At 45.8% G+C, this 24,598-nt stretch carries 17 protein-coding genes; 3 read left to right on the plus strand and 14 right to left on the minus strand.

Translation table 11 applies throughout. The annotated features are described in order from the left end of the window. Positions 1 to 853: 853 nt before the first annotated feature. Together THEBA_RS11340 and THEBA_RS11345 are read left to right on the plus strand one after the other, a co-directional pair. Positions 854 to 1,066, plus strand: coding sequence for a hypothetical protein (locus THEBA_RS11340; RefSeq protein WP_014731665.1), 213 nt, complete (start codon positions 854 to 856; stop codon positions 1,064 to 1,066). A gap of 1,059 nt (positions 1,067 to 2,125) precedes the next feature. Next, positions 2,126 to 4,840, plus strand: a complete 2,715-nt coding sequence (locus THEBA_RS11345; protein WP_041928254.1) for an HD domain-containing phosphohydrolase — start codon at positions 2,126 to 2,128, stop codon at positions 4,838 to 4,840. A 550-nt stretch (positions 4,841 to 5,390) separates the two neighbouring features. Here THEBA_RS11345 and THEBA_RS11350 read toward each other — a convergent pair. The 14 genes from THEBA_RS11350 to THEBA_RS11415 all read right to left on the minus strand — a co-directional run bounded on the left by THEBA_RS11350 (position 5,391) and on the right by THEBA_RS11415 (position 22,121). Then, a complete protein-coding gene (locus tag THEBA_RS11350; protein ID WP_006487582.1) occupies positions 5,391 to 6,359 on the minus strand; it encodes an ABC transporter ATP-binding protein in 969 nt (322 codons plus the stop codon). Continuing rightward, entirely contained in the window at positions 6,356 to 7,345 is a 990-nt protein-coding gene (locus tag THEBA_RS11355) for an ABC transporter ATP-binding protein (protein WP_014731668.1), read from the minus strand. Before THEBA_RS11355 ends, THEBA_RS11350 begins: the two co-directional genes overlap by 4 nt. Before the next feature lies 1 nt (position 7,346). Beyond that, entirely contained in the window at positions 7,347 to 8,324 is a 978-nt protein-coding gene (locus THEBA_RS11360; protein WP_006487578.1) for an ABC transporter permease, read from the minus strand. Then, positions 8,324 to 9,304 carry an ABC transporter permease gene (locus THEBA_RS11365; RefSeq protein WP_006487577.1) on the minus strand — a complete coding sequence of 327 codons (981 nt, stop codon included), beginning with the start codon at positions 9,302 to 9,304 and terminating at the stop codon, positions 8,324 to 8,326. Before THEBA_RS11365 ends, THEBA_RS11360 begins: the two co-directional genes overlap by 1 nt. A gap of 109 nt (positions 9,305 to 9,413) precedes the next feature. Then, positions 9,414 to 11,063 (minus strand): ABC transporter substrate-binding protein, encoded by a 1,650-nt coding sequence (locus THEBA_RS11370; RefSeq protein ID WP_006487576.1) that lies wholly within the window; start codon positions 11,061 to 11,063, stop codon positions 9,414 to 9,416. 309 nt (positions 11,064 to 11,372) lie between these two features. Beyond that, positions 11,373 to 12,218, minus strand: a complete 846-nt coding sequence (locus THEBA_RS11375) for an ADP-ribosylglycohydrolase family protein (protein ID WP_014731669.1) — start codon at positions 12,216 to 12,218, stop codon at positions 11,373 to 11,375. A gap of 25 nt (positions 12,219 to 12,243) precedes the next feature. Continuing rightward, positions 12,244 to 13,401, minus strand: a complete 1,158-nt coding sequence (locus tag THEBA_RS11380) for an MFS transporter (protein WP_014731670.1) — start codon at positions 13,399 to 13,401, stop codon at positions 12,244 to 12,246. A gap of 369 nt (positions 13,402 to 13,770) precedes the next feature. Further along, positions 13,771 to 14,931 (minus strand): substrate-binding domain-containing protein, encoded by a 1,161-nt coding sequence (locus THEBA_RS11385; RefSeq protein WP_014731671.1) that lies wholly within the window; start codon positions 14,929 to 14,931, stop codon positions 13,771 to 13,773. A gap of 32 nt (positions 14,932 to 14,963) precedes the next feature. Next, on the minus strand, positions 14,964 to 16,196 hold the full coding sequence (locus tag THEBA_RS11390; protein ID WP_014731672.1) for an alanine racemase: 1,233 nt from the start codon (positions 16,194 to 16,196) through the stop codon (positions 14,964 to 14,966). A 24-nt stretch (positions 16,197 to 16,220) separates the two neighbouring features. Beyond that, positions 16,221 to 17,180: an ABC transporter permease gene (locus THEBA_RS11395; protein ID WP_014731673.1), complete on the minus strand. Its 960-nt coding sequence runs from the start codon at positions 17,178 to 17,180 to the stop codon at positions 16,221 to 16,223. 19 nt (positions 17,181 to 17,199) lie between these two features. Continuing rightward, a complete protein-coding gene (locus tag THEBA_RS11400; RefSeq protein ID WP_014731674.1) occupies positions 17,200 to 17,928 on the minus strand; it encodes an ATP-binding cassette domain-containing protein in 729 nt (242 codons plus the stop codon). 52 nt (positions 17,929 to 17,980) lie between these two features. Next, positions 17,981 to 18,814 (minus strand): hypothetical protein, encoded by an 834-nt coding sequence (locus tag THEBA_RS11405; RefSeq protein ID WP_014731675.1) that lies wholly within the window; start codon positions 18,812 to 18,814, stop codon positions 17,981 to 17,983. 18 nt (positions 18,815 to 18,832) lie between these two features. Beyond that, positions 18,833 to 20,932 (minus strand): alpha-amylase family protein, encoded by a 2,100-nt coding sequence (locus tag THEBA_RS11410; protein WP_014731676.1) that lies wholly within the window; start codon positions 20,930 to 20,932, stop codon positions 18,833 to 18,835. Positions 20,933 to 20,978: 46 nt separating this feature from the next. Continuing rightward, positions 20,979 to 22,121 (minus strand): ROK family protein, encoded by a 1,143-nt coding sequence (locus THEBA_RS11415; RefSeq protein WP_014731677.1) that lies wholly within the window; start codon positions 22,119 to 22,121, stop codon positions 20,979 to 20,981. A gap of 1,029 nt (positions 22,122 to 23,150) precedes the next feature. Here THEBA_RS11415 and THEBA_RS11420 point away from each other — a divergent pair. After that, positions 23,151 to 24,518 carry an ATP-binding protein gene (locus tag THEBA_RS11420; RefSeq protein ID WP_014731678.1) on the plus strand — a complete coding sequence of 456 codons (1,368 nt, stop codon included), beginning with the start codon at positions 23,151 to 23,153 and terminating at the stop codon, positions 24,516 to 24,518. Positions 24,519 to 24,598 lie beyond the last annotated feature (80 nt).

The following is a 24,598-nucleotide window of genomic DNA, read 5'->3' on the forward strand; positions in this document are numbered from 1 at the left end:
AATCCACTCACTTTGTCATCCCTAAGTGCTCCAGTTCGGGATCTCGCATTAGAAACCGCTATACGCTTAAAACCAAGGACCCGCTGATCGCTGTGAAGAAGATTTTGTCCGTCATCGGTCTACCGTTCTCCCCCAAGAATACCGGTTCTTCGTTCCGACGCTACGCGTCCGGGTTGTTCGTTCTTGGCAAGAATTCCGTCATGACTGAAAATTAGGTTCGTTACTGATCTTAAATCCCCGCTTGAGCGGGGGGGACCGCTTGCGGTGGGGTGTGTGCTCTTTGAATAACGTTTAGAATAGACTGGCCTGTTCGCAATTGAACGATATATTCACTACTTCACGTTATTAATCTGTAATCCATATGTATGCTCCTACCAGAGACCAAGAACTAACATCGACAACTACTCACATCGGACTATTTCAGAGCATCGGCTTTTCTCGTATACAAAGACCTACACCCCCCGCCACTACGTCGCCCTCCTTCCTAATGAAGGATTTAAGATCAGGATCATTAGTACAGCGGGTTTATAATTGGACCGACTGGGAGTTTCCTAGAGGGAGTTGAGAAAAGACTTGGATTATCGAGTGAGTCTGGTTCATAATAGATTTGTGGTGCTCGATCATTAAGATAGTTGAGCGCCCAATGTATTCAGGTTCACGTAATCCTGAAAGCACGGATTCACCTCGTAACACCTCACTATTACATCCAACTAGGTCTCGGAGCTTGTCCCTCCGGGACCATTTTTTTGTTTTGGTTTGTTGGAAGAAGGTATTTCATGCAAAAGGAAAAGAAGAACGCTCCTCAGTAATGCAAGAGTGAAATCTATGTTCTTCTTTTGAAGTAAATCTAGCTATGAGAGAAGAAAGGCTCTCGCTTGCGGTCGGGAATGTTTACAAGGTAAAGAACACTTTCGACAGTATTGGTGCAAAAGAGCTTTATGAAGTATTTGTAGCGTTTCAAAAGACTGTGGCGGGTGAAAGGGGAGAGGAGATACCGGCTCTTGAGAAGAGGTTCACTCTCTTGCTCAGAAAGCTTCTAGAGGAGATTGGTCGGCTCGAAGATTGAGAAAAGGGTGTCATTTATTAAGGGGGGATTGAAATGGCTACAAAAATCCTATAGTTGACGATTCGGCTTCAGACCTAATGATTATCGAGAGGATGTTGAAAGGATATGATATCCTTACAGCGTCTAACACAATAGAACGATGTAGCAGATCGATGAGCATCGAGATATATAGTGATTCTTGATCTCAGTATGCCGAAGACCGATGAGTTCTCTTTGTCGACAAACCAATGCAGAAGCGGAAGAGGCCATAACAACCGACATAATTTCTATGGCGCCCAAGTCTGGACATTTTGCTACGGGCGAAGGCGCGGAAAATGAAAAGCAGAGGCAGTTTCTTTTGAGTTGCGGCTGCGATAAGGTACAGAGCTATCTCGTCGCTAGACCGAAAGATGGAAATATAACTATCGAATTTCTCGAAAGCTATAGCAAAAGATAATTTCTTCGACGGAAATACGAGTTTGCTAAGTACCGAATATCCCATTCCCATCGATTTCACAACAAGGAACAGCTGTCATGTTTGACCCGGATCGAATTACAGCGGTCAGCAATTCTCGACTCACAATCCCGGTTTTGTTGAAGAGAGATGAAGCTATTCTCCAGCTAGCATCATGCAGAATCCGAGGTTAAGGATCTTGTTTCTCCCTTTGGATGACTCAATTACGAGTTGTGATATTGCTATGGCATGAAGTTGCATGACTCAATTTGATGCGTAATATGACGAAGGATTGCTATTATATGTAATAATTGTTTTTGAGTGTGTCCGGGTGTGCTGTCTCACGTGTAGAATCGACGATTATTGAAGGCATAGTAATCACTGGCAATTATTTCGTCATGAGTTTGAATCGTAAGACCATCGTGTTTGTTCAAGAGAGGACATCCTGTGTGCAATTCGTAGGAGTTTAGGGTTTTGGCCTTTTGTGATACCTGTACAATGAAGCGAATACTCTTGGGGTTAGCTTAGGTAGTAAGAATGGTTAGTTGATTCTGTGAAAAGGAGCTTAAATGATTTCGGTTATCATATAGACTTAATCGACAATTACAATTATCAAGGTGAGGCATATGAGGTTGAGAAAGAAGAACATTTCAATAAAGAGTATCATTACTATCGTGTCCGTGTCTACGATGCTCTTTTCGACAGTCGTTATAGGATACTTGATCATTTCGAGATGGTTATCCTCGGCTGAAAAAGCGGCTGAAAGAATAGTCGAAAACGTTGGGGAAAACATCTACAATCAAGTCTCCTCGTTTATGCATATACCTCAAAATGTGAACGAAGTCAACCATAAGGTTATCGAATATGGAATTCTCGATTTGTCAAATGAAGAGCTCAGAGAGAAGTTCTTTGTGGGAGTGTTAAGCGCTCAAAGCCCTCATATATATAGCTTTAGTTACGGTACGGCAAACGGGGAGTATTACGGAGCCCGCAGAAATGAAAAGGGAGTCATTGAAATAATGCGAAATGACGCCTCTACGGGGGGCAACTCATGGTACTACTCGGTTAATGAGGATCTGACCGCAGGGGAGAGGGTCGTTCAAGCCGGTAAGTTCGACCCACGTACACGCGCCTGGTATAAGGCCGCCGAGGAATCTGGAGGGCCGGCGCTATGTCCTTTATACAAGCACTTCGTGATGGATGACCTTACAGTCTCCCTCTCGTTGCCAGTTTATGATGCCAGTGGAAGTCTTCAAGGCGTAATGGGGACACATATGCTTCTTTCTGACATTGGTAGATTCCTTGCAGATGCTGTTCGAGACTACTCAGGCTACGCAATAGTTGCCGACAAGGAAACGGGCTCTCTAATAGCGAACTCTATGGGTGTTGATAACTTCACAGTCCTTCCAGATGGCTCTTTCAGCCAGCGAACCGTTGACGATATCGGCTTTCCCGATATTGAGAAGGCTTTCATTCAGTCCACTACAAACCGGGAATCACCTTTATTCTACAGAGGTGAAGAGGAAAAGCTGTTCATTAACATGCGGGAGATCGAAATACTCAATGCTACATGGGTTGTGATGTCCGCAATTCCTGAGGCCTTCTATATGAAGGACGTGATAGACAGTATCCATCTGACCGTGATTATCGTTGTGGTTGCCTTAGTGCTCTTACTAATCATATACCATATTTTAGCGAGAAAATTGATGAAGCCTCTAGACAATCTGATTGAGGTTTCAACTGCCTTGTCTAAAGGTGATCTGTCTAAACGAGTAGAGGTTGTAAGAAGTGATGAAATCGGGATGATTTCTGAAAGCCTGAACAGAGTTGCAGACAAACTACAGTTCTTGATCAATAACCTTGAAGAGAGTGTGATAGAAAGAACCAGGCAACTGCAGAGGGCAAATGAGGAATTGAAAGAAAGCAAGAATGAGCTACAGCTTCTGCTTGACTCCACGGCAGAAGGGATATATGGTATAGATCTGAATGGTGACTGCACATTCTGCAATGCGAGCTCCGTAAAGCTGTTGGGATTCAGTGGTCCAGAAGATATTCTCGGAAAGAACGTTCATCGGTTGATTCACCACAGTCGGCGAGATGGAACGACGTTCCCGATTGAAGAATGTAAGATTGTCAGGTCTATCAAACATGGGAGAGGGTTCCAGACGGATGACGAGGTCTTCTGGAAGGCCGACGGCTCGTCTTTCGATGTCGAGTATCGTTCCTATCCTCAAATGAGAAACGGAGAAGTCGTTGGCGGTGTAATCACTTTTTCGGACATCACCGAGCGCAAAAAAAGAGAGGAGGAAATCAAATACCTTAGCTCTCACGATGTTCTAACCGGCCTTCTCAACAGAAGCAGTTTGGCTCAGATTCAGAAAGCAGTCGATGTTGAAGAGAACCTTCCCATATCCGTAATCGTTGCAGACATTAACGGCTTGAAGATGACAAATGATGTCTTCGGCCATGCGGCGGGAGACGAGTTAATAAAAGAGTCAGCCAGAATCCTTTTAGAATCGTGCAGAGAGAGAGATCTAATAGCACGTGTGGGTGGCGATGAGTTTGTCGTTATTCTTCCGGGAACGAGCGAAAAGGAAACTGAAAGTATTGCTTCAAGAATCAAAGAAGGCTTCTCCGATGCCCGTGTCCAAGCAGTTAAATGCAGCATTTCACTTGGCTTTGATACTAAGACCCGAGCCGATCAGTCACTGAATGAAATAATGGCCAACGCTGAGAGCTTCATGTACAAAGACAAGACGATACACCGAAAATCTTTGAACAGGCAGTTAATTGACTCGATTATCGATACTCTTCACACAAAGTATCCTATGGAAAAACAGCACTCTATTGCCGTAAGCGAATTGTGTGGGGAGATCGGCTCTGCCATGAAGCTCTCTCAGTCGCAGATAAACGTCCTGAAAAGAGCCGGATATTTGCATGACATAGGTAAGATCGTACTCGACGAAAGCATCCTTTCTAAGGATACTTACACGGCTTTGACAGAGGAAGAAAGAGAGAAGATAAAGCAACACTCCATTGTTGGTTATCGAATTTTGAATCTCTTCGACGAAACCTTAGACATTGCCGAGTACACTTACAGCCATCACGAAAGGTGGGATGGAAGCGGCTATCCGAGAGGTCTTAAGGGTGAGCAAATACCTCTGATATCACGGATAATATCCATAGCGGGAGCCTACGATCGCGTAATGAACAGGGTGGAGGGCACGTTAGAAGAAAAGAGGGAAGCTGCGTTAAAGGTGATAAGAGAAGACGCCGGAAAGCAATTCGACCCGAATATCGCCAGGTTGTTTATTCAAATGATGGACGGAAAGAACGCTTAGGCGAAATGAAAAGCCTGTATTCTTGAACTAATGATGATGCGTGGATTTATCAGATCGTACAGATGGTGATCTGATTTTTTGGAAGAAAGTCCCTAATCAAGAGAATCCCGATCCACTTACGGATTGCGCCGTCTTGATGCAGTGACATATCACGAGGGCGACAGACTCTCCTCTGATACAACTCAAGAACAAGGACTCACCTAGAAAGCTTAATTGTGATTCTGCTGGTAAGGGCCTGCTAGATGCAGAACGGCAAGTCTCGTTTTGGACAGTGGCTTGAAGCTGCTCCGCCTTCGGAAGGTCAACTCAGTTCGATTCGAAAGTGAATCCCGATTCAATTATCTGCACACAGGCGGAAACAACATCTCGATCGTACAGAACTCCTGCATTCTTTTTCATTTCAGAGAGCGCCTCCACAAAACTAAGGTGTGAACAAGCACGAGAGCAGAACCACAACTTCATATAAAGGCTTTTCGGATTTGCAACACCGTTTTTCTCGAGAAGGATTGGTTGAAATGTGGCTACAAATCCCGATCAGGCGTCTATGAAGTTAAAGAACGCATCGAGCGTAGTGGTCATCTCCGATCTTCTTCATAGGGGGTATCTCGAGTGAACAAACCTCTTTGGCGAAGGGGCATCGTGGGTGGAAGCGACAGCCGTTCGGCGGATCGATCAGAGAGGGTATATCTCCTCCCGTAATGAGCGGTTTTCGTTTTAGACCCGTTTCTGGGGCCGGTGCCGCCGATTTAAGAAGCTTTGTGTAAGGGTGGAAAGAGTTCGTAATTATCTCTTCTGCCGGACCGATTTCCATGATCATTCCCGCATACATGACGATTATCCTGTCGCTCATGTATCTGGCGCCTGCCAAATCGTGAGTGATGTATATGAATGAAACTCCATGGCTTTCTTTGAGACTTAGCATCATATTCATTATGCTCATCCTGTTTGACACATCCAGCATTGAGGTCGGCTCGTCGGCCAGTATAAGGTCCGGTTCGACGGCAAAGGCACGGGCAATGTTGACCCTCTGCCTCTGTCCACCGGAGAGCTCGTGGGGGAACTTCCTCTTGAACTGATCGGGGGGTTCAAGGCCTACCTGTGTCAATGTGCTGTCGACCTTTTCACTGACCGCCTTCCTGTCTTCGGCAATCCTGTGAATAACGAAGGGCCGTTCCATGATTCTACCTATTGTGCGCGTCGGGTTCAGCGCCCCGAATGGATCCTGAAAGATCATCTGAACTCTCTTGTGGTACTTTAGTTCTTCTGTGCGAGTCATTTTGCCGCTCAGCTCTCTGCCTTCGAAGACTACGCTCCCCTCTGTTTGTCTGTATATACGTGATATCACGTTAGCCGTCGTGGTCTTTCCACTGCCGGACTCTCCGACAATCGCCAGGACTTCGCCGCTTCTCAGAGAGAACGATATGTCGTCCATTGCGTGAACAAATTTGCCGTGTCTCCTCAGTGAGTTCACGGGGAAGTGTTTTCTTACTCCCTCGAGGACCAGAATGTCGCCGCTCACAGGTTTTCAGCTCCTTTGTGCAGGAAACACGCTACACTGTGCCGAGGGTCCACTTTTTGAAGAGCCGGGCAGGACTTTTCGCAAATGTCCATTGCATGAGGGCAGCGTGGATGGAACCTGCAACCTTCAGGCGGATTTAGAAGGTCGGGCGGTTTTCCCTCTATCCCGCCCATTCTGGTGATCTTGCCAGTGAGGGATGGAAAGGAGTTCATGAGTCCTATTGTGTAGGGGTGGAGCGGCATGTTGAACAACTCATCGGAGTTGCCGTACTCCACTATCTTGCCTGCGTACATTATTGCGAGAGTGTCGCTGATTTCCACAAGCAAAGAGAGATCATGCGTTATGAATATCACAGAGAATCCCAGGGACTTTCTCAGCTCCTGTATCTTTTCGATTATGGTCCTTTGTACAACTACATCCAGTGCCGTTGTGGGTTCGTCCATTATTATCAGGTCGGGATTGAGGATCAAGGCCATCGCTATCATCACCCTTTGCTTCATTCCTCCCGAAAGCTGATGAGGATAGGAATTGAACCTGTCACGAGGAATATCTACGAGCTTTAGAGCCTCTATTGCTCTGTCACGCGCTTCGCTCTGTCTAACTTCACCGTGGGCATGGATGACATCTGTGAGCTGCTCTCCGATTGAAAGAACGGGGTTTAGGGCATTCATCGCCGACTGAAAGGCCATCGAGATATCGACCCAGCGGATCTTCTTCATCTCCTCTTCCCTAAGTCCAACGAGGTCGGTTCCCTTGAAGAACAAACTGCCGTTTTCAATCGTGGCATTGTCCTTCAGAAGCCTCATAATTGCGAAGGCAAGAGTAGACTTTCCACACCCAGACTCACCCGCGATACCGAGAAAACCTCCCCGCTCGAGATCGAAAGAGACATCGTCAACGGCATGAACAAAACCGCTTTTGATCCTGTAGCCGGCCACAAGATTTCTGCACTGGAGTAGCTGTTCGCTCTTTTGTCTATTCATCAAATCATCTCTTCCTCAATTTCGGATTGGAGATCTCGTCTATGGCAAAGTTCATAAGGGCGAAGGAAGTACCGATCAAGGCTATGCAGATACCGGGAGGGAGGAACCACCACCACGCGCCGGATAAGAGCGCCCCGCTGTTCTGAGCCCAGTATAGAATCGTTCCCCAGCTTACCACCGATACGTTGCCCAACCCCAGGAACTCTAGAGTCGCTTCACCCATGATTGCCGCCATAGTGGATGTGAAGAAAGAGGCCATAACTAGCGAGATCATGTTCGGGAGTATTTCCCTGAAGACTATGTACAGGGGTCTTTCGCCAAGAATCCTGGATACTCTCACGAAATCACGGTTCTTGAGGCTCACAACCTGGGAACGAAGTATCCTCGTAGGCCAAGGCCAGCTGGTGAGCCCCAGAATCAGGACTATGGGGATGACTCCCTTCACGGTTATGTAAGCGGCGATCACTATCATCAAAGGCAGGCTCGGGATAACAAGGAATACGTTCGTGAAAAGGGAGATTATATCATCCACTATGCCGCCGAAATACCCTGCCACGAGAGCCAGGGTAAGGGCTAGGAGCGTTGTGAAAAGTCCGGTAATGAGCCCGACTGCAAGTGTGATTCTTGTTCCATAGACCATTTGGGAGAAGAGGTCCTGTCCTGCCCGTGTCGTTCCCAGCAAGTGGTTTCGGGAAGGTTTGGCGTTAAGCGGAAGTTTTGTGGTGACTTTTTCGTAGGTAGTTGTTATAGACTGCGTGTATACTCTTTTTTCGGTAAATTCGTCGATCTCCTCCCTCTCGACCGTCTTTGTTCTTCCAATTTCCTCTTCGACTATGCTCAGAACTTCAACCTTGTTTGTCTTTGGATCGTAAGGCGCGATCAGCGGTGCAAATATCGCTACGATAGAGAAGAAAGCCAGGATTATCAGACCGATCAGTGCCTTACGATTTTCGATGAAAAGCGAAAAGACATCTCTGAACATCACTTGCCACCGTCCCTGACGCGCGGGTCTAGTATGAGGACCGCGATATCTGCAATGAAGTTCGCAACTAAAACAGCCACCGAAATGAAGAGAAAAATGGCCTGCATAAGGGGATAGTCTTTGCTTTGAACGGCCTGATACAACATCAGACCAACTCCCGGGTAAGAAAAGACCATTTCAGTGAGTAGGCCCCCTCCTACAACGAAGCCAAGAGACATTGCAAAGCCCGTGATCGAAGGGAGTATAGCGTTTTTCGCTGCGTACAGAGTCTTGATTCTTCTCAGAGGAAGTCCCTTTGCCTCGGCGACTGTTATGTAGTCCTCCGCAAGAACGTTTATCATATTGTTTCTCATGGTCAGAATCCATGCTCCCATCGAAGAGATGACTATGGTCAATGCTGGAAGAATCGCATGCTTGACGACCGAAAGGAAAAACTCAAGAGTGCCTCTTTCCAGTTGCGGAGTATAGGCATTTCCGAGAGGAAAGATGGGAATTCTGAAAGCTAGAAAGTAGATCAGCAATAAACCAAGCCAGAAATATGGAAAGGAACGTACGAAAATAAAGAGCCCCACGGTGAAAGAAGCCAACTTCGTATTGCGTTTCCATGCAACGCCTATTCCAATTATCGTGCCAAGAAAAAAGCTGATAATCGTTGCCGTACCCATGAGACCAACGGTCCAGGGAACGGCAACCTGGAGAACCCGTCCGACAGGTGTCGGGAATCTTGAAATAGAGATTCCAAGATCACCTTTGATAAGGTTCAGCAGGTACTTTCCGTACTGGAGCAGGAGAGGATCGGTCGAATCTACACCGAAGGCGGCCTTTATAGCTTCGAGCGATTCAAGGGGAATGCCCTGCATCTTGTCCATCAAATCCTGTGCGGGATCACCGGGCATCATTCTCGGTATGAAGAAATTCAGAGTGACTGCCACGAACAAAGCGAATAGCAGTAAACCGATCTTTCTAGCGAAATAAGCCAATGCTGTTCAGAAAGAGCTCTTTCCATGCAGAAAGAAAGCCTTTCTTACCCCCTCTCGTGGTTTTTAACAAAACCCGCAGGCAGTTAAGCCTGCGGGAAATATCAGTTGATTAACGCAGATGTATAGAAAGCAGAATGGGCATCTTGTCCATTCCGGTCGGTCTCGGTTCCGCGTACGGATTTTCGGCGTTGGGCCAGCCGACAAAGTTCCTTGTACTGTACTCGAACCATACGGGATTAAAGAACATGGGAACGGATGGAAGATCTCTCAAGAAGATTGTCAATACCTCTTCCATTACGGCGTCCTGGGCTTCGGGATCGGTAAGCCTCTTGTAGCTATCCAGGAGTTCGTCGATTCTCTCGTTCTTATATCTCATCCCGTAGTAGTTCCCGGCATTTTCGCCGATCGGCGCCCAGTGTTTGGAATGAACCCAGTTGTCGAACTGGTAGTATGGGCTGGTTCCTGTCACGGCTATGCCGAACAGCATCTCGTAGTTGCCGTTGTACATCATGTCTTTGTAGGGAGAAGGCCACGCTGCCAAAGTGACGATGGCCTCTATTCCGATCTCCTTCAGCTGCCTGGATACTTCCTCGGCACCCATTATCCAGTCGGTCCATCCCGTTGGCACGTACAGATTCAACGATAGCGACTTACCGTCCTTCTCGTAGATTCCGTTCCTGTTCAGCTTATAACCTTCCTTCTCGATAAGGTATCTTGCATAATCGGGGTCGTATTCAATTCCGTATTCGTTTAAACCCTTCTCGGCAAGCCTTAGATAACTCGCCTTGACGCCGGCCAGAGAAGCGGGAACGGCGCCGCTAGCCATTATTCTGGTTATCTCGACTGGATCGATCGCGGCCGCAATCGCCGCTCTCATGTTGTAGTTGTCGAAGGGCCACTTGAGGTTGTTGAGGTTTAGAAATACCAGGTTTCCCTCAGGCAGCCAGTACTTGAAGTGCTCTGGATCGGCCTTTACAAAGACCTCGTCTATGTTCGCAACGAAGTAGCCTGCCCAGTCGAACTCGCCTCTGGCAAGTCTGAGAGGGACCTGCTCGTTTGTAGTTGTGAGTGTCAAGACTTCGTCGATATAGGGAAGAGGCTTTCCGTCTTCCCCTATCTGCCAGTAATTCGGATTTCTTACCACGCTGAAGGACTGCTCGCTGAACGAGCCTTCCTTGAGAACGAATGGTCCGGTGCCCACAGGAATTCCCTCACCTATCCAGGTCAGAGGGTCATCGACTTTCGACCAGATGTGTTCGGGGACAATGAAGACGCTGGAGAATCTCTGAATGATGGTCGTGTTGACATCGGAAAAGGTGAAAGTAACGGTCATCGGTTTGTCTGATCGGACTCCAACAACGCCTGTCGACCACAGGCTCGCGACGTCGAGTGCCTTGTTGTTCTTTCCAAGGTTTACGGTGAATAGTACATCCTTCTCGGTAAAAGGTGTTCCGTCATTCCATTCAACACCTTCTCTCAGATTGAAGGTCAACTCCAGGAGATCGTCAGACCACTCATAGCTCTCTGCCAGCCAGTTCATGATCTTTCCCGTCATCGGGTTGAAGTAAATGAGAGTTTCGTAAAAACCTCCAATCGCCATTTCATTGGAATTCGGCGAGAAGGGATTGAAGTTCTCTATCAGAATCCCCTGTTTCATCGAGGTAATCCTGAGCGTACCCCCTCTCTTGATATCCGCTGCGAACATCACAGTCGATGTCACTAGGAAAACAACAATGAGAATTACTAGAACTCTTTTCATAAACACCCCTCCTTTACAGGTTTGTGACTATTAATATGATTATAGAGTTTTTCACAGACGGTTCCAAAGTCAAATAGAGTTCTTAAGAAGGAGGAGAAGCCGTTTATTGACCTTAAATCCACGGTATCGTGGTTTTTATTATGATAATACATATATACAAAAAACTCATTGACGAAGCTTTGGAAGATTCTTTATGAAGTGGCAAATACCGTTACTCGCTGTAACTCTTATGTGAGGGGGAAAGCCTCGAGGCAGGGCAAGAGTTAGGTGAAATTATCACATAGAAAGGCTTTGTGTCTGCCTGAAGAACTAAAAGACTATACCCAATCTATCGAGAAAGGCCTCCCATTCGTCGTAGATGAAGCGAAGTCTCCTGTCCAGGTAAGAAAGAGTTTTGAGGCGTATCCAGTCAGGAACGCCATAGTAAGCCTGGGCTATGGCCCCGGTTATTGCCGCAATGGTGTCGCTGTCTCCGCCCAGAGATACAGCAGTCCGGACTGTATCTTCGAAGGAGACTGATTCAAGGAAACATTCAATAGCCTGAGGGACGGTTTCCTGGCAGGTCTCACTGAATTCATATGTGTCCCTTATTTCATCGATCTTGAAGTTAAGGGGATAGTAGTCCTTGGATATCCTGCTTCGAATTTCTCTCTTCGAAAGGCCATGGCGCGCAAGGAAGATGGCCATGACTGTAGCTTCGGCACCTTTGATCCCTTCCCTGTGATTGTGAGTGACAGAAGTTACCGCACCGGAGAGGCTGACAGCCTCTTCCTCTGACTCTGCAACGAAACCGACTGGACTGATCCGCATGGCGGCTCCGTTTCCAAAACTGTTATATGGTTCTGGACAATCGCTAAAGACCCATCTGCCAAACATTCCACCGTAACCGCAGTTCGGGTAGTCTCTGCCTATTTCCTGCATGTATTTTATGGCCAGCATTCGCAGCAGCGAGAGATAATCGCTGTCTGCCCTGCTCTTTATCCCCGATTTGTTTATACTTTTTTCGGTCTCCATTATTGCCTTTGCGACGGCTAGGGTCATTATGCTGTCATCTGTTGCAAAGCAATCTTCTGTGAAGAGTTCGAAATTCTTGTCACGGTGGTTATTGAATTCAAATCTCGATCCAACTACATCTCCGGTAATCGCTCCAAGCATTGTACACCTCGTAAGCCATTCATTACTACCCAATGGATAGGTTAAGGGTTTCGGTTATGGTCGGCATCAAGACTGCAAGAACCGCAAGATATATGGGATACAGCCCAATGTTCACGCCGTTTGCAATCAGGCCAAACAGAGGGGGCATGAAAGTTGTGCCGACATAAGTGCTGACTTTCTGAATTCCAATAATTGCCTGCAAGTTCTCCCTTCCAAAATTCGATGGAGTTGCGTGAATTACTGACAGATTGGCGCAACTCAGTCCTATTACAATCAAGCCCGCCAAGGCGAAGATCTCGGACTTGAAGGGAATGCCCACAAGAATAGCTCCCACAGTCAATGTTGAGATCCCATAGCGAATCTCTCTTTTATCCCCGAACCTGTCGACGATGAAACCATTCAAGAACCTGCCAACAGTAATTCCCGGATTGAAGAGCGATGAAAAGATCGCTTCGGTCTCAACATCCACTCCTCGGTACTCGACGAGATAAGTACTTGCCCAGAGTCCCGTAGTTGTTTCAAGGGCGCAGTATCCGAAAAATGCAATCAATACAGAAGGGACACCCTTGATCTTTACTGCTTGAGTAATGGTAAGCGGTTTCGAAGAGGTTTTTCCAGAATCTCCAAAATCCATTTTCCCGTTCTTCCATTTCTGCAAAGTGGCAAAAAGAATTATCGTCAACACAATCTGGATAACCGAAACCGTTGCATACCCTCCGCGCCAACCAAGCTTTGTTCCAAGGGAAAAGCTCATGATATAGGGACTGATAGAGGCCCCAACACCCCAGAATGAATGAAGCCAGCTCATATGTCTCGAAGCGTAATGCAAGGCAACATAATTGTTGAGAGCCGCATCGATCGCTCCGGCACCGAGGCCATAAGGCACCGCGAAGAGGCAGATTACCACGAAAGACCTCGACAAGGAAAATCCAAGAAGAGCCATCGCAGTCATTGCAACGCTTATAGAAGTGACGAGTCCCGTTCCCAGTTTTCGCGTCACGCGGTCTGACATGAGACTGGCAGCAATCGTACCTCCTGAAATAATCATGGAGACTATACCCGCAAACGATAATGGAACGTTGAATGAATCCTTCATAACAGGCCATGCGGAGCCCAGCAGAGAATCTGGCAAGCCAAGACTAATGAATGCAATGTAGATAATTACCAGTAAGAGTGAAAACATGTGCAACCTCTCAAACTCGGTCGATTCATTTAACAATACTTCGCTGGTGTTTTGCGAAGGCTTCGCCACTATGAAGAAACCGGGGTGGTCAATTCCTGATTCATTTAACTGAATCTAACTCAAAAACTGTGGAAACCATTATGGGTAGTGCCTTTTTGTTACCACAACTTACACGTTCATCTATAAATTATTATATCGCAATTTCGCACTCTAGAGTGGCAATACAGAACCGAATGCCATCCTTGTGCTGCACAGTTCATAATGCAGCCTCATGTCCTTTCTGAAATAGAATTTGAGAGCTGATTCTCATATTAAGCGCAAAATTAAGGGAGGGCAATGCCCTCCCATTAACTAGTTTTCTGTTTTCAATTAATCGAGCAGGTCTAGAACGTCCTGAGGAAGCTCCCCTATTGCTTCGAGATTTGTCTTGTTGTACACATCCACCAGGTTAGCCTTCACTACCGGGTACACTCTGCTAACGAAGTAACCCTGAGCGATGTCGGTATTGCCGAGATACCACTTGATGGCAGCGTTGACTGAATTCTCTCCCATTTCAATACAGTCAGCCTCTGCGGCTCCAATGATCGGATTCTCTGGGTCAGCAATGTACTGAGCTCCAGCCTTTCCACCCAAGTCAGGTGCTGCCACAACGACCTCACCGAGTCTGCCGAGAGAAAGAACTGCTTCCGCAGCGCCGGTGGCAACGCCCATCATCCAGGTTCCCCACATGGCATCGATTTCGGGATACTTTTGAAGTAGACCAATAGCCAAATCAAAAGACTGAGACGGATCTGTGAATCCTGCTTTGCCAACTACTTTGATATCAGGGTACTTTGCGAATGTATCTTCCGCGCCCTTCAGTCTCATAACGTTTGTCCACTGTTCTAGAGCAAAGTAGATAAGACCGACTTCTCCCTTGTAACCCATAGCGTAAGCAAGGATTTCTGCCGCTGCGGCGCCCTGACCATAACCATCTGCATCAACGAGACCAACATAGTACTCTTCGTTCTCAAGTCCTGCAGGGGTTGTCCAGTTGTGAAGCTGAGGAACGCCTGCTTTGGCAAGTTCGACGAACGAAGGCCCTAATGTAACTGCTTCCCAGGCCTGCGCAACGACGAAACCAATCTCATCGGCCTTCCCTGCGAGTGTAGTTACCTGGTCGATCTGATCAGCTATTGAGTTGGATCCCATGAAGCTTATCTCGGGTTTGCCTATAGAGGCCAGAACCTTGTTCATACCAAATCTGTTAAGGGTCTCTGTCATGTCCAAGCTAGCACCCATGAAGTAATATTGACCGAGATCGAGCGACTTTGCTTTCTCGATTTCTTCTGCAGTCAGCTCTAGGTCTCCGGCTCCCCTTACTTCTTCACCACTTGGACCTGCCGGAGTCCAGACCTGATGGAACTGCTTCTCCATCAATTGAATGAGTTCTAGCGGGACCTCTCTGAACTTCTCTGCTGCTAGGGCTGCTGACCCGGCAACAATTAAGAAAGCTACTAACAAAACAATTGCTAAGCTCTTTCTCAACATCTTTACACCTCCATTAGATAGTTTGGTGCTTTTTACCTCCCAAAGAAACTTGTCTCGATTGGGTTCCCAAGTCTGTCGAAGATTCCAAGCAAAACAGGCTTGTGACTCTGAATACCTTTGACGATTGCTACATTTGCTCTGGAGACAAACACCTGATTCCGTAGACCGTAGATTACGGAATCTCCCACGGAGAACTCGACTTCTCTGTTTCCATACAGAGTCCCGTAGTAATCAATATAGCCGGACCTCTCGGCAAGGATCTTTCTCTGAAGTATTGAATCAGAATTGTTTCCCGAAAGTGCATTAAGCCTGTGATTATGATAGAGCGTTGACCAAATACCCATTGGTGAGTCACCGCTCATTAGACCTCCTCCGATTGCGTAAGCGTTATCACCATTAACATGCGAAATCTCTGATAAATAAAGCCAGGCAGGTTTCTCGGGTAGATCCTCGAATGCGTGCCATGGAGTCGTGCCAGTGAACGCATTTCCGGGTTCTACATGGGTTACACCAAGTTCTCTGAACTGGTCCATCATCTGTGCCGAACTGTCTCCGGGCGCGTTTATCTGTGTTATTCTTAACCCTAATTCCTTCTCCAGAGTTTCAGCTGTGCGCTTTAGGGTGAACAGATTTGGCATGGGCATCGTCTTTCTCGCTTTCACGTCAAATCTGAAGCAAGGAAAGCTTACAACTCCGACAACTTTTACCGACGGGAGCTCGCAGATTTTGCCGACAGTTTCGAGTAGATCTTCTTCTTCTATACCTCCGAACTGAAATGGATAGAAGAAGTCTCCCTTACCCACAACTCTTATGAGCAAGTTCTGAACTATTCCCAGATCCTTTGCCACTTCAGAAATCTGTAAAGCCTTCTCATAGGAAAACACAGTTATAACTTCAGGGGCCATTGAAGAGAGCACATATCTTATTGATGCTTTGGGAATTTGAACAAGATGACCTATGTGTCCCACTCTGATCCCGTTTTTCTGCAAACAAATACCATCTTCAAGATCCACGGCAACAGCCTTGTCAATACCCACGTTGTTAAGTGTCCGACAGATTTCCGGATTCCTTCCAAATTGCTTAGTCATGAAGTACAGATGAATTCCTCTTCCAGCGGCAGCGTCAAGAATTTTGACCGCGTTTTCTTCAACCATATCGAGATCAACAACGACAGAGTTTGCAGGTAGTTCATTTCTTTGATGCATAGAGACTGCCGTTTGTATGAGCGAGGGATTACGTCTGACGATAGTGTCAAGAAAATCCATATTTCACCTCATTCCTAAATGATGCTAGTCACGGTTCATATTCTGCAGGTATCTGACTGAAAGAGCAGATATCAAAATTACACCCATAAAAATGTCACGGTATGCCGGCTCCAAACCAATCAAAGTGACTCCGTTCGTAATGATAGTTAGGACAAATGCTGCCAGCAATGTTTTGAAGGCAGACCCCTGCCCTCCGGTAAGTGCAGCTCCAGCCAGGATGGGCGCAGAAATGGCGGGCATCAGATAGCTAGTCCCCATTGCAGGGCGAGCGGATGTTGCTCTGCTACCCAATATGAATCCGGCGATACCAGCAAGAATTGCGCTGGTAACAAAGAGAGAGATCTTCACTCTATCTGTAGGAATGCCCATGAGGCGTGCCGAACTCGGATTTCCACCAGTTGCATAAACCCATTTTCCGAATCTCGTTCTTGTCAGAACAAACCAGATGACTATTGCTATTCCGATCATCCAGTAGACCGCTGAGGCAATGTTCGCAAACGGTCTCCCAAAGAACATGTTAATGAAGCTCTTGTCCCTGATTATGATCGTTCTGTAGTCACAAAGAATCATAACTAAGCCGCCTATTGCCACTTGAGTGCCCAATGTGACAAGGAAGGATGGTATCTTCAGCTTCACGGCAAAGAATGCATTGATTAGCCCAACAGCTGTTGCAGCAAGTACACCAAATGCAATTGAAACGAACGTATTCATGTGTGCCGTGCTGCTTATCGCAACAACAGCGGCAGAAAGCTCCAGAACAGACGTGAATGAAATGTCCATTTCACCAGCTATCAGGAGAAAATTCACGCCAAGTGAAAGAATTCCAAGAATACTCATCGTCTCCAACAGAATCCTGAAATTATTCACCGAAAAGAATCTTGGTTCAAGAATTGAGAACACAACAATCAGAACAACCGCAGCAAGCAGAAGAACAAACAACTCAATGTTGGCCGTACTTCTCTTCAACAAGTTTTTATAATTCATAAAAGATAATCACCTCTCATCACATCATCGAAAGGAGCTCTTCGAGGCTGAGGTCTTTCGTCACTTCGCCCTCATACTCAATTACTCCATGCTTCAAGATTATGATGCGGTCGCATAGTTGCAGTGTGTTGTTCAGATCATGAGTGACAAAGATGAGAGAATGTTCTTCCTTAAGACCCTTCAAGAGTTTGAAGACTTCATGCTTTGCGATTTCCGAGAGAGCAGAGGTTGGTTCATCGAGAAGGACAATTTTGGGATCTGCGAAAACCGCTCTGGCAACCGCGATTGCCTGTCTCTGACCGCCAGAAAGATCAGAGACTTTCTTGTTAACATCCATGCTGAATTCCATCTGTTTCAGCGCCTGTTCAGTTTCGTTTTCCATCTTCTTCTTTCTAAGCACGGGAATGAATCCTAGTTTCTTTTCACGAAGTTCCCTTCCAAGAAAGAAGTTGTCGACAATTGTCATCTGATCTACCAGGGCGAGATCCTGATAAACACACTGTATTCCTTCTTCCGCTGCATCCATTGGACTGGAGAATTCAACTTTCTTTCCGTTTATCAATATCTCACCGGATGTGGGTTGAACCGCTCCTCGAATTATCTTCAGCAGAGTTGACTTACCGGCCCCGTTGTCTCCAACGAGGCCCAATATCTCATTTTTTCTAAGCTCAAATGAGACGCCGTTTAACGCTTCTACGTTTCCGTAGTGTTTAACAATATTCCTGCATTCAAGTACGACGTCATCCAAATTAAACACCTCTCTTCTTCGAGGGGGCTGACATTATAATTACCCGGGTTTCTCAGCTAAGCTCGTGCAATCTGTACTTTGCAATAAAAGCCTTCAGTGACTCAGTTGAAGGATCAATAATGATGGAACCTTTATCGCAAAGGCCTTTGAACAGATAAGAGGGAGCCTTACTGCTTGAAATCTCTAGGAAATCCTTCTTGTCCATATAGATCGCCAGTCCGGACTTCCAGTAGTTCTCATCAACCCATCTGTTGATGTCCTGGTATTCTTCTCTCCAGTCCTTCTTCACTATGCCCTGTTTGACTGAGGTTATTAGAGAGACTTTGCCCTTTTCGTCCACCCCTAGAACCAGACTTGTCCAGAGTTCCGTCTTATTCTCAAAAACCGCAATCACAACTGCAGTACCTCTATCGGCAAAGCTTTCCAATACTGATTTGAACTGAAGATACCCGACCTTTCCGGGTAGCAACCACTGCAGGCCGAATTGGCGACTTGCAGGACCGGGATAGGCCACTATTCCAGGGTAATAGCAGTCCAGCAAGCTGTACATTCTGTACATGTACTCATCAAGATCCTCGTCGACTTTCCATGAACTCTGGACTTCATTGTAGTAGTTCTCTACGTGGCTTCTCTCTAGAACCATTACCAGATCAACATTCTTTTCATTTGTCTCAAAGAGTTTCTTTGCGTCCATCTCAGGATCTGTGACCTTCCTGATTGGATTTACAACTTCCACTTCATGAGAATGACTGATGTTTTGGACCTTTCCATTCTCATGTATCACAACGATTCTTCTCTTCTCTCTCAAGCCTTTTAGAACTACATGATGAAGATTTGCCCATTGCTTTACATCGATATCAATCATCAAAGGATTTTTATCCAACATACTCATCATCCCTCCCGTCTAAGCGTTGATTGCCTTCCAGCTGAAGATCCTAATGTCGTGCGCGCAAACTTCCGTCACTAATCTTCCAGCCGAGATCTGTTCCTTCTTTTCTTCCCAGATGTCTGTAATGCTCTCGGAAACGCTAGGCAACGGAATGTCAATTTCAATTTTCTTGTCTGATGGATTTGCCACAAAGAGAATGTACTCATCACTTGTCTTGCCCTTGTACAAAACCAAGTCTGCAACGGATTTACCTTTGTCTATTCTGAAGACCTTAACGGAATCCAAGATCTCGATCAAACCGGAACTGACACTTTCCAGCTCGAAAATCTGTATTAGGGAGCCTTTACCACATGCGAATTTCTTTCCGATTTCCATGCCGTTGCTATTGAGCACTGGCTTCCCTGTTGTGGAACTCACCAGCTTGCTTAGGGCAGACTCTGAGCTGAACGTATCGTCAAGCTTTGGAACCTCCGGACCCAGAACTACCGTACCGCCGGTTTCGATGTACTCGGCCAACTTGTCGGCCGTTTTCTTTCCTATGTAGTCGAAAGCAGAGATAACCAAAACCTTGTGCTTCTTGAGTGCTTCGACTGACTGAGCGGTATCTCCCAAGCTGAACACTACTCCACCTTCTGTCAATGCCCTGTAGAAAGCATCGAACCATGTACTCTTGTGCTGCTGTATTGGTCTTCTGAATCCAAGATTTTCATCGGAGACTATTACTGAACTTGGATATTCGGAGAATCCAAAGACCGGTTCTAGAAAATCTCCTACTACAGGAAGAAGAGTAGTTGCGGCTTCTAGTCTGTCGTAATCTCTATTGACCACAAGTAGTACGTCATCACACTTGGCAAAGTCGTTCCACCGTATCTTCATAAGATTGGTCCCGACTTTCTTGTGAGCGGCGTAAGAGTCTTCTTTTACGACTCCCTTTCTGTTGATAGGGGACCCGAGCCATTTGTTTCTATCAACTAGCATGTACCTGTTGAATTCCTTTATCCCGTGCATAAGCGCTTCTTTCGTTACGAAAACCTCGTCAGTGACGTCTCCGGGCTTTATATACCACGGCCAGACACCCATAATGAACTCTGGAATATATGGAAATCTGCTGCATCCAGAGACATAAGATGCGATCGTCTTGACGTGGTCGTAGAGTTCCTTTCTTGAATAGATATCGAAGCCGACAAAGCCAAGCTTTTCTTCGAGAGCAGGGAGATTGAACGGAGTAGTAGGAGCTCCCTTTGCTCCACCGGGACCTAGAGGATGTGGATAGTTGTGGAATAGAGGCACGTGAATCCCCCTTGACTTCATTCGATTACCTAAGTTCTCCATGCTGGTTATCAGGTAGAATTCTCTGTATTCTATCCAATCGAGGTAATAACGAAGCTCTTCCTTCCTTGTCCCTTCAAAACGGCCTGGGGGATCTATCTCGTCAAACCCACTGTAATTTGAAGAGTACATTTTGTTAAGCTCGGAAACCGTGTTGTATTTCTCCTTCAAAAAACTTCGGTAAAGAGCCTTTGAAGAGTCGCTGTAATCTGTTGAATATGGATTGACATTGAAAAAGAATCCCATCTCGTTGTCTACTTGCACAGCGACGAGATTCCCTTTCGGTGGTTGATGCTTCTCGAGTATGCTGAAGATCGCATCATACCATAGATCAACTTCGGCGAGGAATTCCTCTGAATGATAAGCGAGTGCCGGAATGGGTCTTGGCACTTGTGTCAACACAACTTTCCCACCCTTTGCGTTTCTTGCCTGTAGCTTTGGGTCTTCGAGGATTCTCTCCGGGAAACCGAACCAGGTAAGCTCCGAATTTATCTGTGGGCCCGGCCTGACTGCGAAATATAAACCCTTTTCTTCGCAAAGCGTCAAGAATCTGTCTATGTCTCTGCTGGGTTCTACCTCCCCGAAATCAAAAACGCCTCTCTGCAATTCGTGGATTTCCCAGGGAATGTAAGTGGTAATTGCATTGAAGCCCATGTCCTTCACCTTATCAAGAATTCCGCTCCAGGCTTCCGGTTTGCTACGCCAGTAATGAACCGATCCGCTGTACATGGAAATCTCTTTCCCGTCGACCTTGAACTTCTGATCTTCAATTTTAACTGTCGCCATCATTGGCCTCCTTTCAATTCTCTTTTTGAGCTCTAGATATTAATGACTACAAGAATGTTTTTTTCTGAACTAAGTAGCCCGCACCTATTAAGACTCCTTCAGATGGAAATTTGCTTCTTGCAAAATCTACTGAACCGACAAACTCATTCGGGAGAATGTTTTTAATCAGTGGGATTGTATATTTTGTTAGGAGCTCGAATTGGTTGTAGCCGATCCCCCCGGTCATAACAACGATATCTGGATTAAGAATTGAAATCAAGTTACAGAGCGCAAGAGCTAAGCTCTTGCATCCTTGATATATGAGATCCCTTAAGCGTTCGTCATCAATGTCCCTTTCAAATAGATCTGTAGCTGTGAATCCGTGATATCCAAATTCGTCAAGCTTTCTTTCCAAACACACACCTGATAATTTTTCTTCAAGCTCGCCGAAGAAGCTCTCTCTGTAATAGGTATTGTCCCAGTTGGAAATTAGGTAACCCAATTCTCCGGCCCTTCCAGTAGAACCTGTATAAAGCCTTCCGTCAATAATCACCCCGCTACCTATCCCTGCTCCAAGGTTGATTACAACAACGTTTTTCTTTCCTTCAGCTACACCTTTCCAGCTTTCACTGAGCGCCTGCAAAGCTGCATCGTTCTCACAAAAGGTTTCAATTCCGAATTGCTCCTCGATCCATGATTTTATGGGAACATTTCTCAAAGACAGTACCGGGATGAAATCGGCAACGCCGTTATTGCTGCCAATTACGCCTGGTATTCCTACTCCTATACCGATTATTTTCTCTTTTGGACCGACCTCGATTACCCCTCCTATGGCTTCAAACAAAAGACTCATGAACTCTTCTTTTGACATATTTTCTCTAAGAGAGACTGTATGTGAAGCTCCTATGTTTCCATCGAGATCGATCATTGCAGCAACTATTTTGGTTCTGCCGATGTCCACTGCCAGTGTCAGTCTGAAATCAGCAACAAAGCCCAATAAAGTAGCTTGCTTGCCGCCCTTTGAGCTTCTCTTAACATCCTTCCCGACTTCTCTGACAGCCCCTACGCTCAGGAGTTTGCGAACTCCAAGAGTGACAACCGGCTTACTTATGTTTTCTTTCTTAGCAATTCTGACTCTTGCAATAGGACCCTCATTTCGAATCCTTGCAAGAATAACTCTCTCTCTTTCCGTAAAATGCAGATTCCGCAAAATAGAACTCCTAACCAAGTTAGTATCATAAAGTCCAACGAATGAATTCTATTACACTTCTCTTTATCATCAAAACTCAATTCATCATAGTTAGTAAAACCTAACTAATTGTCTGACGGTAGAGAATGGAGATAATCAGGCTAGATCGCGTTTGAATGATCAAGACTGAAGTTAAGAGGGAACTATTAAGGCAGTAAATTGTACATTGCTTTCGAAGCAACGGCACTTCAGAGGCTAAAAGGCGCTGTGTGCGGATTGTTGCTGTGATGATAAAAAAGCCTTCAGATGAATGATTTCTTTCTCCGAATTCTTATTGTAATAGAAATCAATGTTTTACATCGATTCTGCAGGAATCTCTCACCTGATTCGAGGAGACTCCCTTCTAGTTGGCAATTAGAGTGCGTTTTCATTCATCGAAAGGGCTAATCTAAGTGATATGGAATTAATGATTACTCCAAGTGTCTCGCATAGCCGAGCAGCCCACAAGAGGCGGAAGCTCTAAAAAGGAAAAAGAAAATCCTTCAGACCGAGCCTTCACAAAGTCGATCAGGTTCTAATGTTTATCCAAATTTCTGCTCAAGTCAAGCAAATCGAAGCAGAGTAATACTAGATGGTACTCCGTAATATATATACAGTTTCGATTTCATTGTTCCACTGAACCTAATACCCCCTCGAAAACCCAGATCCTTAACAGGAGCTTTTCAGGATGACGCGAAGGGAGAGAATCATGCCCCGAAAACTTGTTGTATCATCCCGTAATATCCCCGCGTGTCATCCCGTAGTGCTCTTATACGGGATCCTGTCCTACATTATTGCTCTTCCTCAAATGATCAATATAGCGTAGAAGAAAATAAGCATCAGAAAGATTCGTGGATTATCTGGGAGACTCATGAATATAATACAAAAACAAACTGAGTCCTTTTCAGAGTAATTAATTGGAAACTAGAAAGGAAGAGAGGTATGAAGATGGTTTGCTAACAATATACTATATAGTATAATACTGTAAAGTATAATAAGTAGGTGATCACTGTGTTTGTAGGCAGAAAGAGGGAATTAGCCTATCTCGAGGAGAGATTTAAAACGGGAAAACCGGAACTGATTATTCTATACGGAAGAAGGAGAGTTGGAAAGACAGAACTCACAAAGGAATTCTTGAGGAAGAAGCGGGGGATCTATTACCTGGCAGAGAAACTGCCTGAGAATCTTCAACTGAAGAAGCTCTCCGAGAAGGTCATTGAATTCTTCGACGAAGACATAATAACCGAATTCTCCAACTGGGAGATGCTGTTCAAGTACCTTGCCTCCAAGCACGATCGATACATACTCGTGATAGATGAATTTCCTTACCTTATAGAAAGAGAACCGGGCATTATTTCGTCTTTTCAAAAGGGCTGGGACGAATACTTGTCAAACTCGAACGTCTTTCTCATTCTCACGGGTTCGAGCGTCTCCGTAATGGAGAACAGTGTCTTGGGCTATAAGAGCCCTCTATACGGCAGGCGAACAGGACAGCTTCTTCTAAAGCAGTTTCCCTTCAATGAAATCGGCGAGTTCTTCGAGAAGAAATACGGATTTGACGATTTACTCAAGATATGGGGCACTCTTGGTGGAGTACCGTTCTATCTTGAACAGTTTGACAGCGATCTTGACTACTACGGAAATGTCATGGAGAAGATATACAACCAGAACGAGGTGTTGTTTGCCGAAGCCGAGTTTCTTCTGAATGATGAGCTCAGAGAACCGAGAAACTACTTTGCCATTTTGAGGGCAATCTCGCTTGGAAAGAGAAAACTGGGCGAGATAATAAACGAAACTGGTATCGACAAGAGTAGCATCATGAAATATATCTCCATTCTCAATCTTCTTGGCATAGTCGAGAAAGAAGTACCAGTGGGTGAAGATCCGCTTAAGAGCAAGAAGGGACTATACAGAATAGCGGACAACTTCTTCAGATTCTACTTCCGTTATGTTTTCTATTACAAAGATCTAATACTCACCGATCAGAGGGAAAGACTGTTGAGCATCCTGAAAGATACCGAAAACCAGTTCTTCGCGCTCACATATGAGGATTTCGCGCGCAGTGCCGTCATGTGGATTAGCGGATCGAACTACTTCGAAATTGGTCGCTGGTGGGATAGAAACGCCGAAATCGATCTGGTGGGCATGAACAGAGAAGAGAAACGAATATTATTGGGAGAAGTCAAGTGGAGTGAAAGGCCCGTCACCACTGATATTTTTGCAGCATTGCGTGAAAAGGCATATCTGCCACGATGGGATGAATTCAAAGAGAAGGAGTACGCTATTTTCAGCAGATCTGGCTTCACCAAAGCTCTAGTTGACGAGGCTAAGTCCGATCGATCTCTAATGCTTTTTCACGGGGACAAGAGAGTAGTCTAAAGATCCTGTGATAAGCACACCACTTTCCAAAAAATCTGTCAGGAAGAAACCTTTTCGAGAGTTTACCAATCTTCTGATGA

The sequence above is a fragment of the Mesotoga prima MesG1.Ag.4.2 genome (assembly GCF_000147715.2).
GTDB classification, from domain to species: domain Bacteria; phylum Thermotogota; class Thermotogae; order Petrotogales; family Kosmotogaceae; genus Mesotoga; species Mesotoga prima.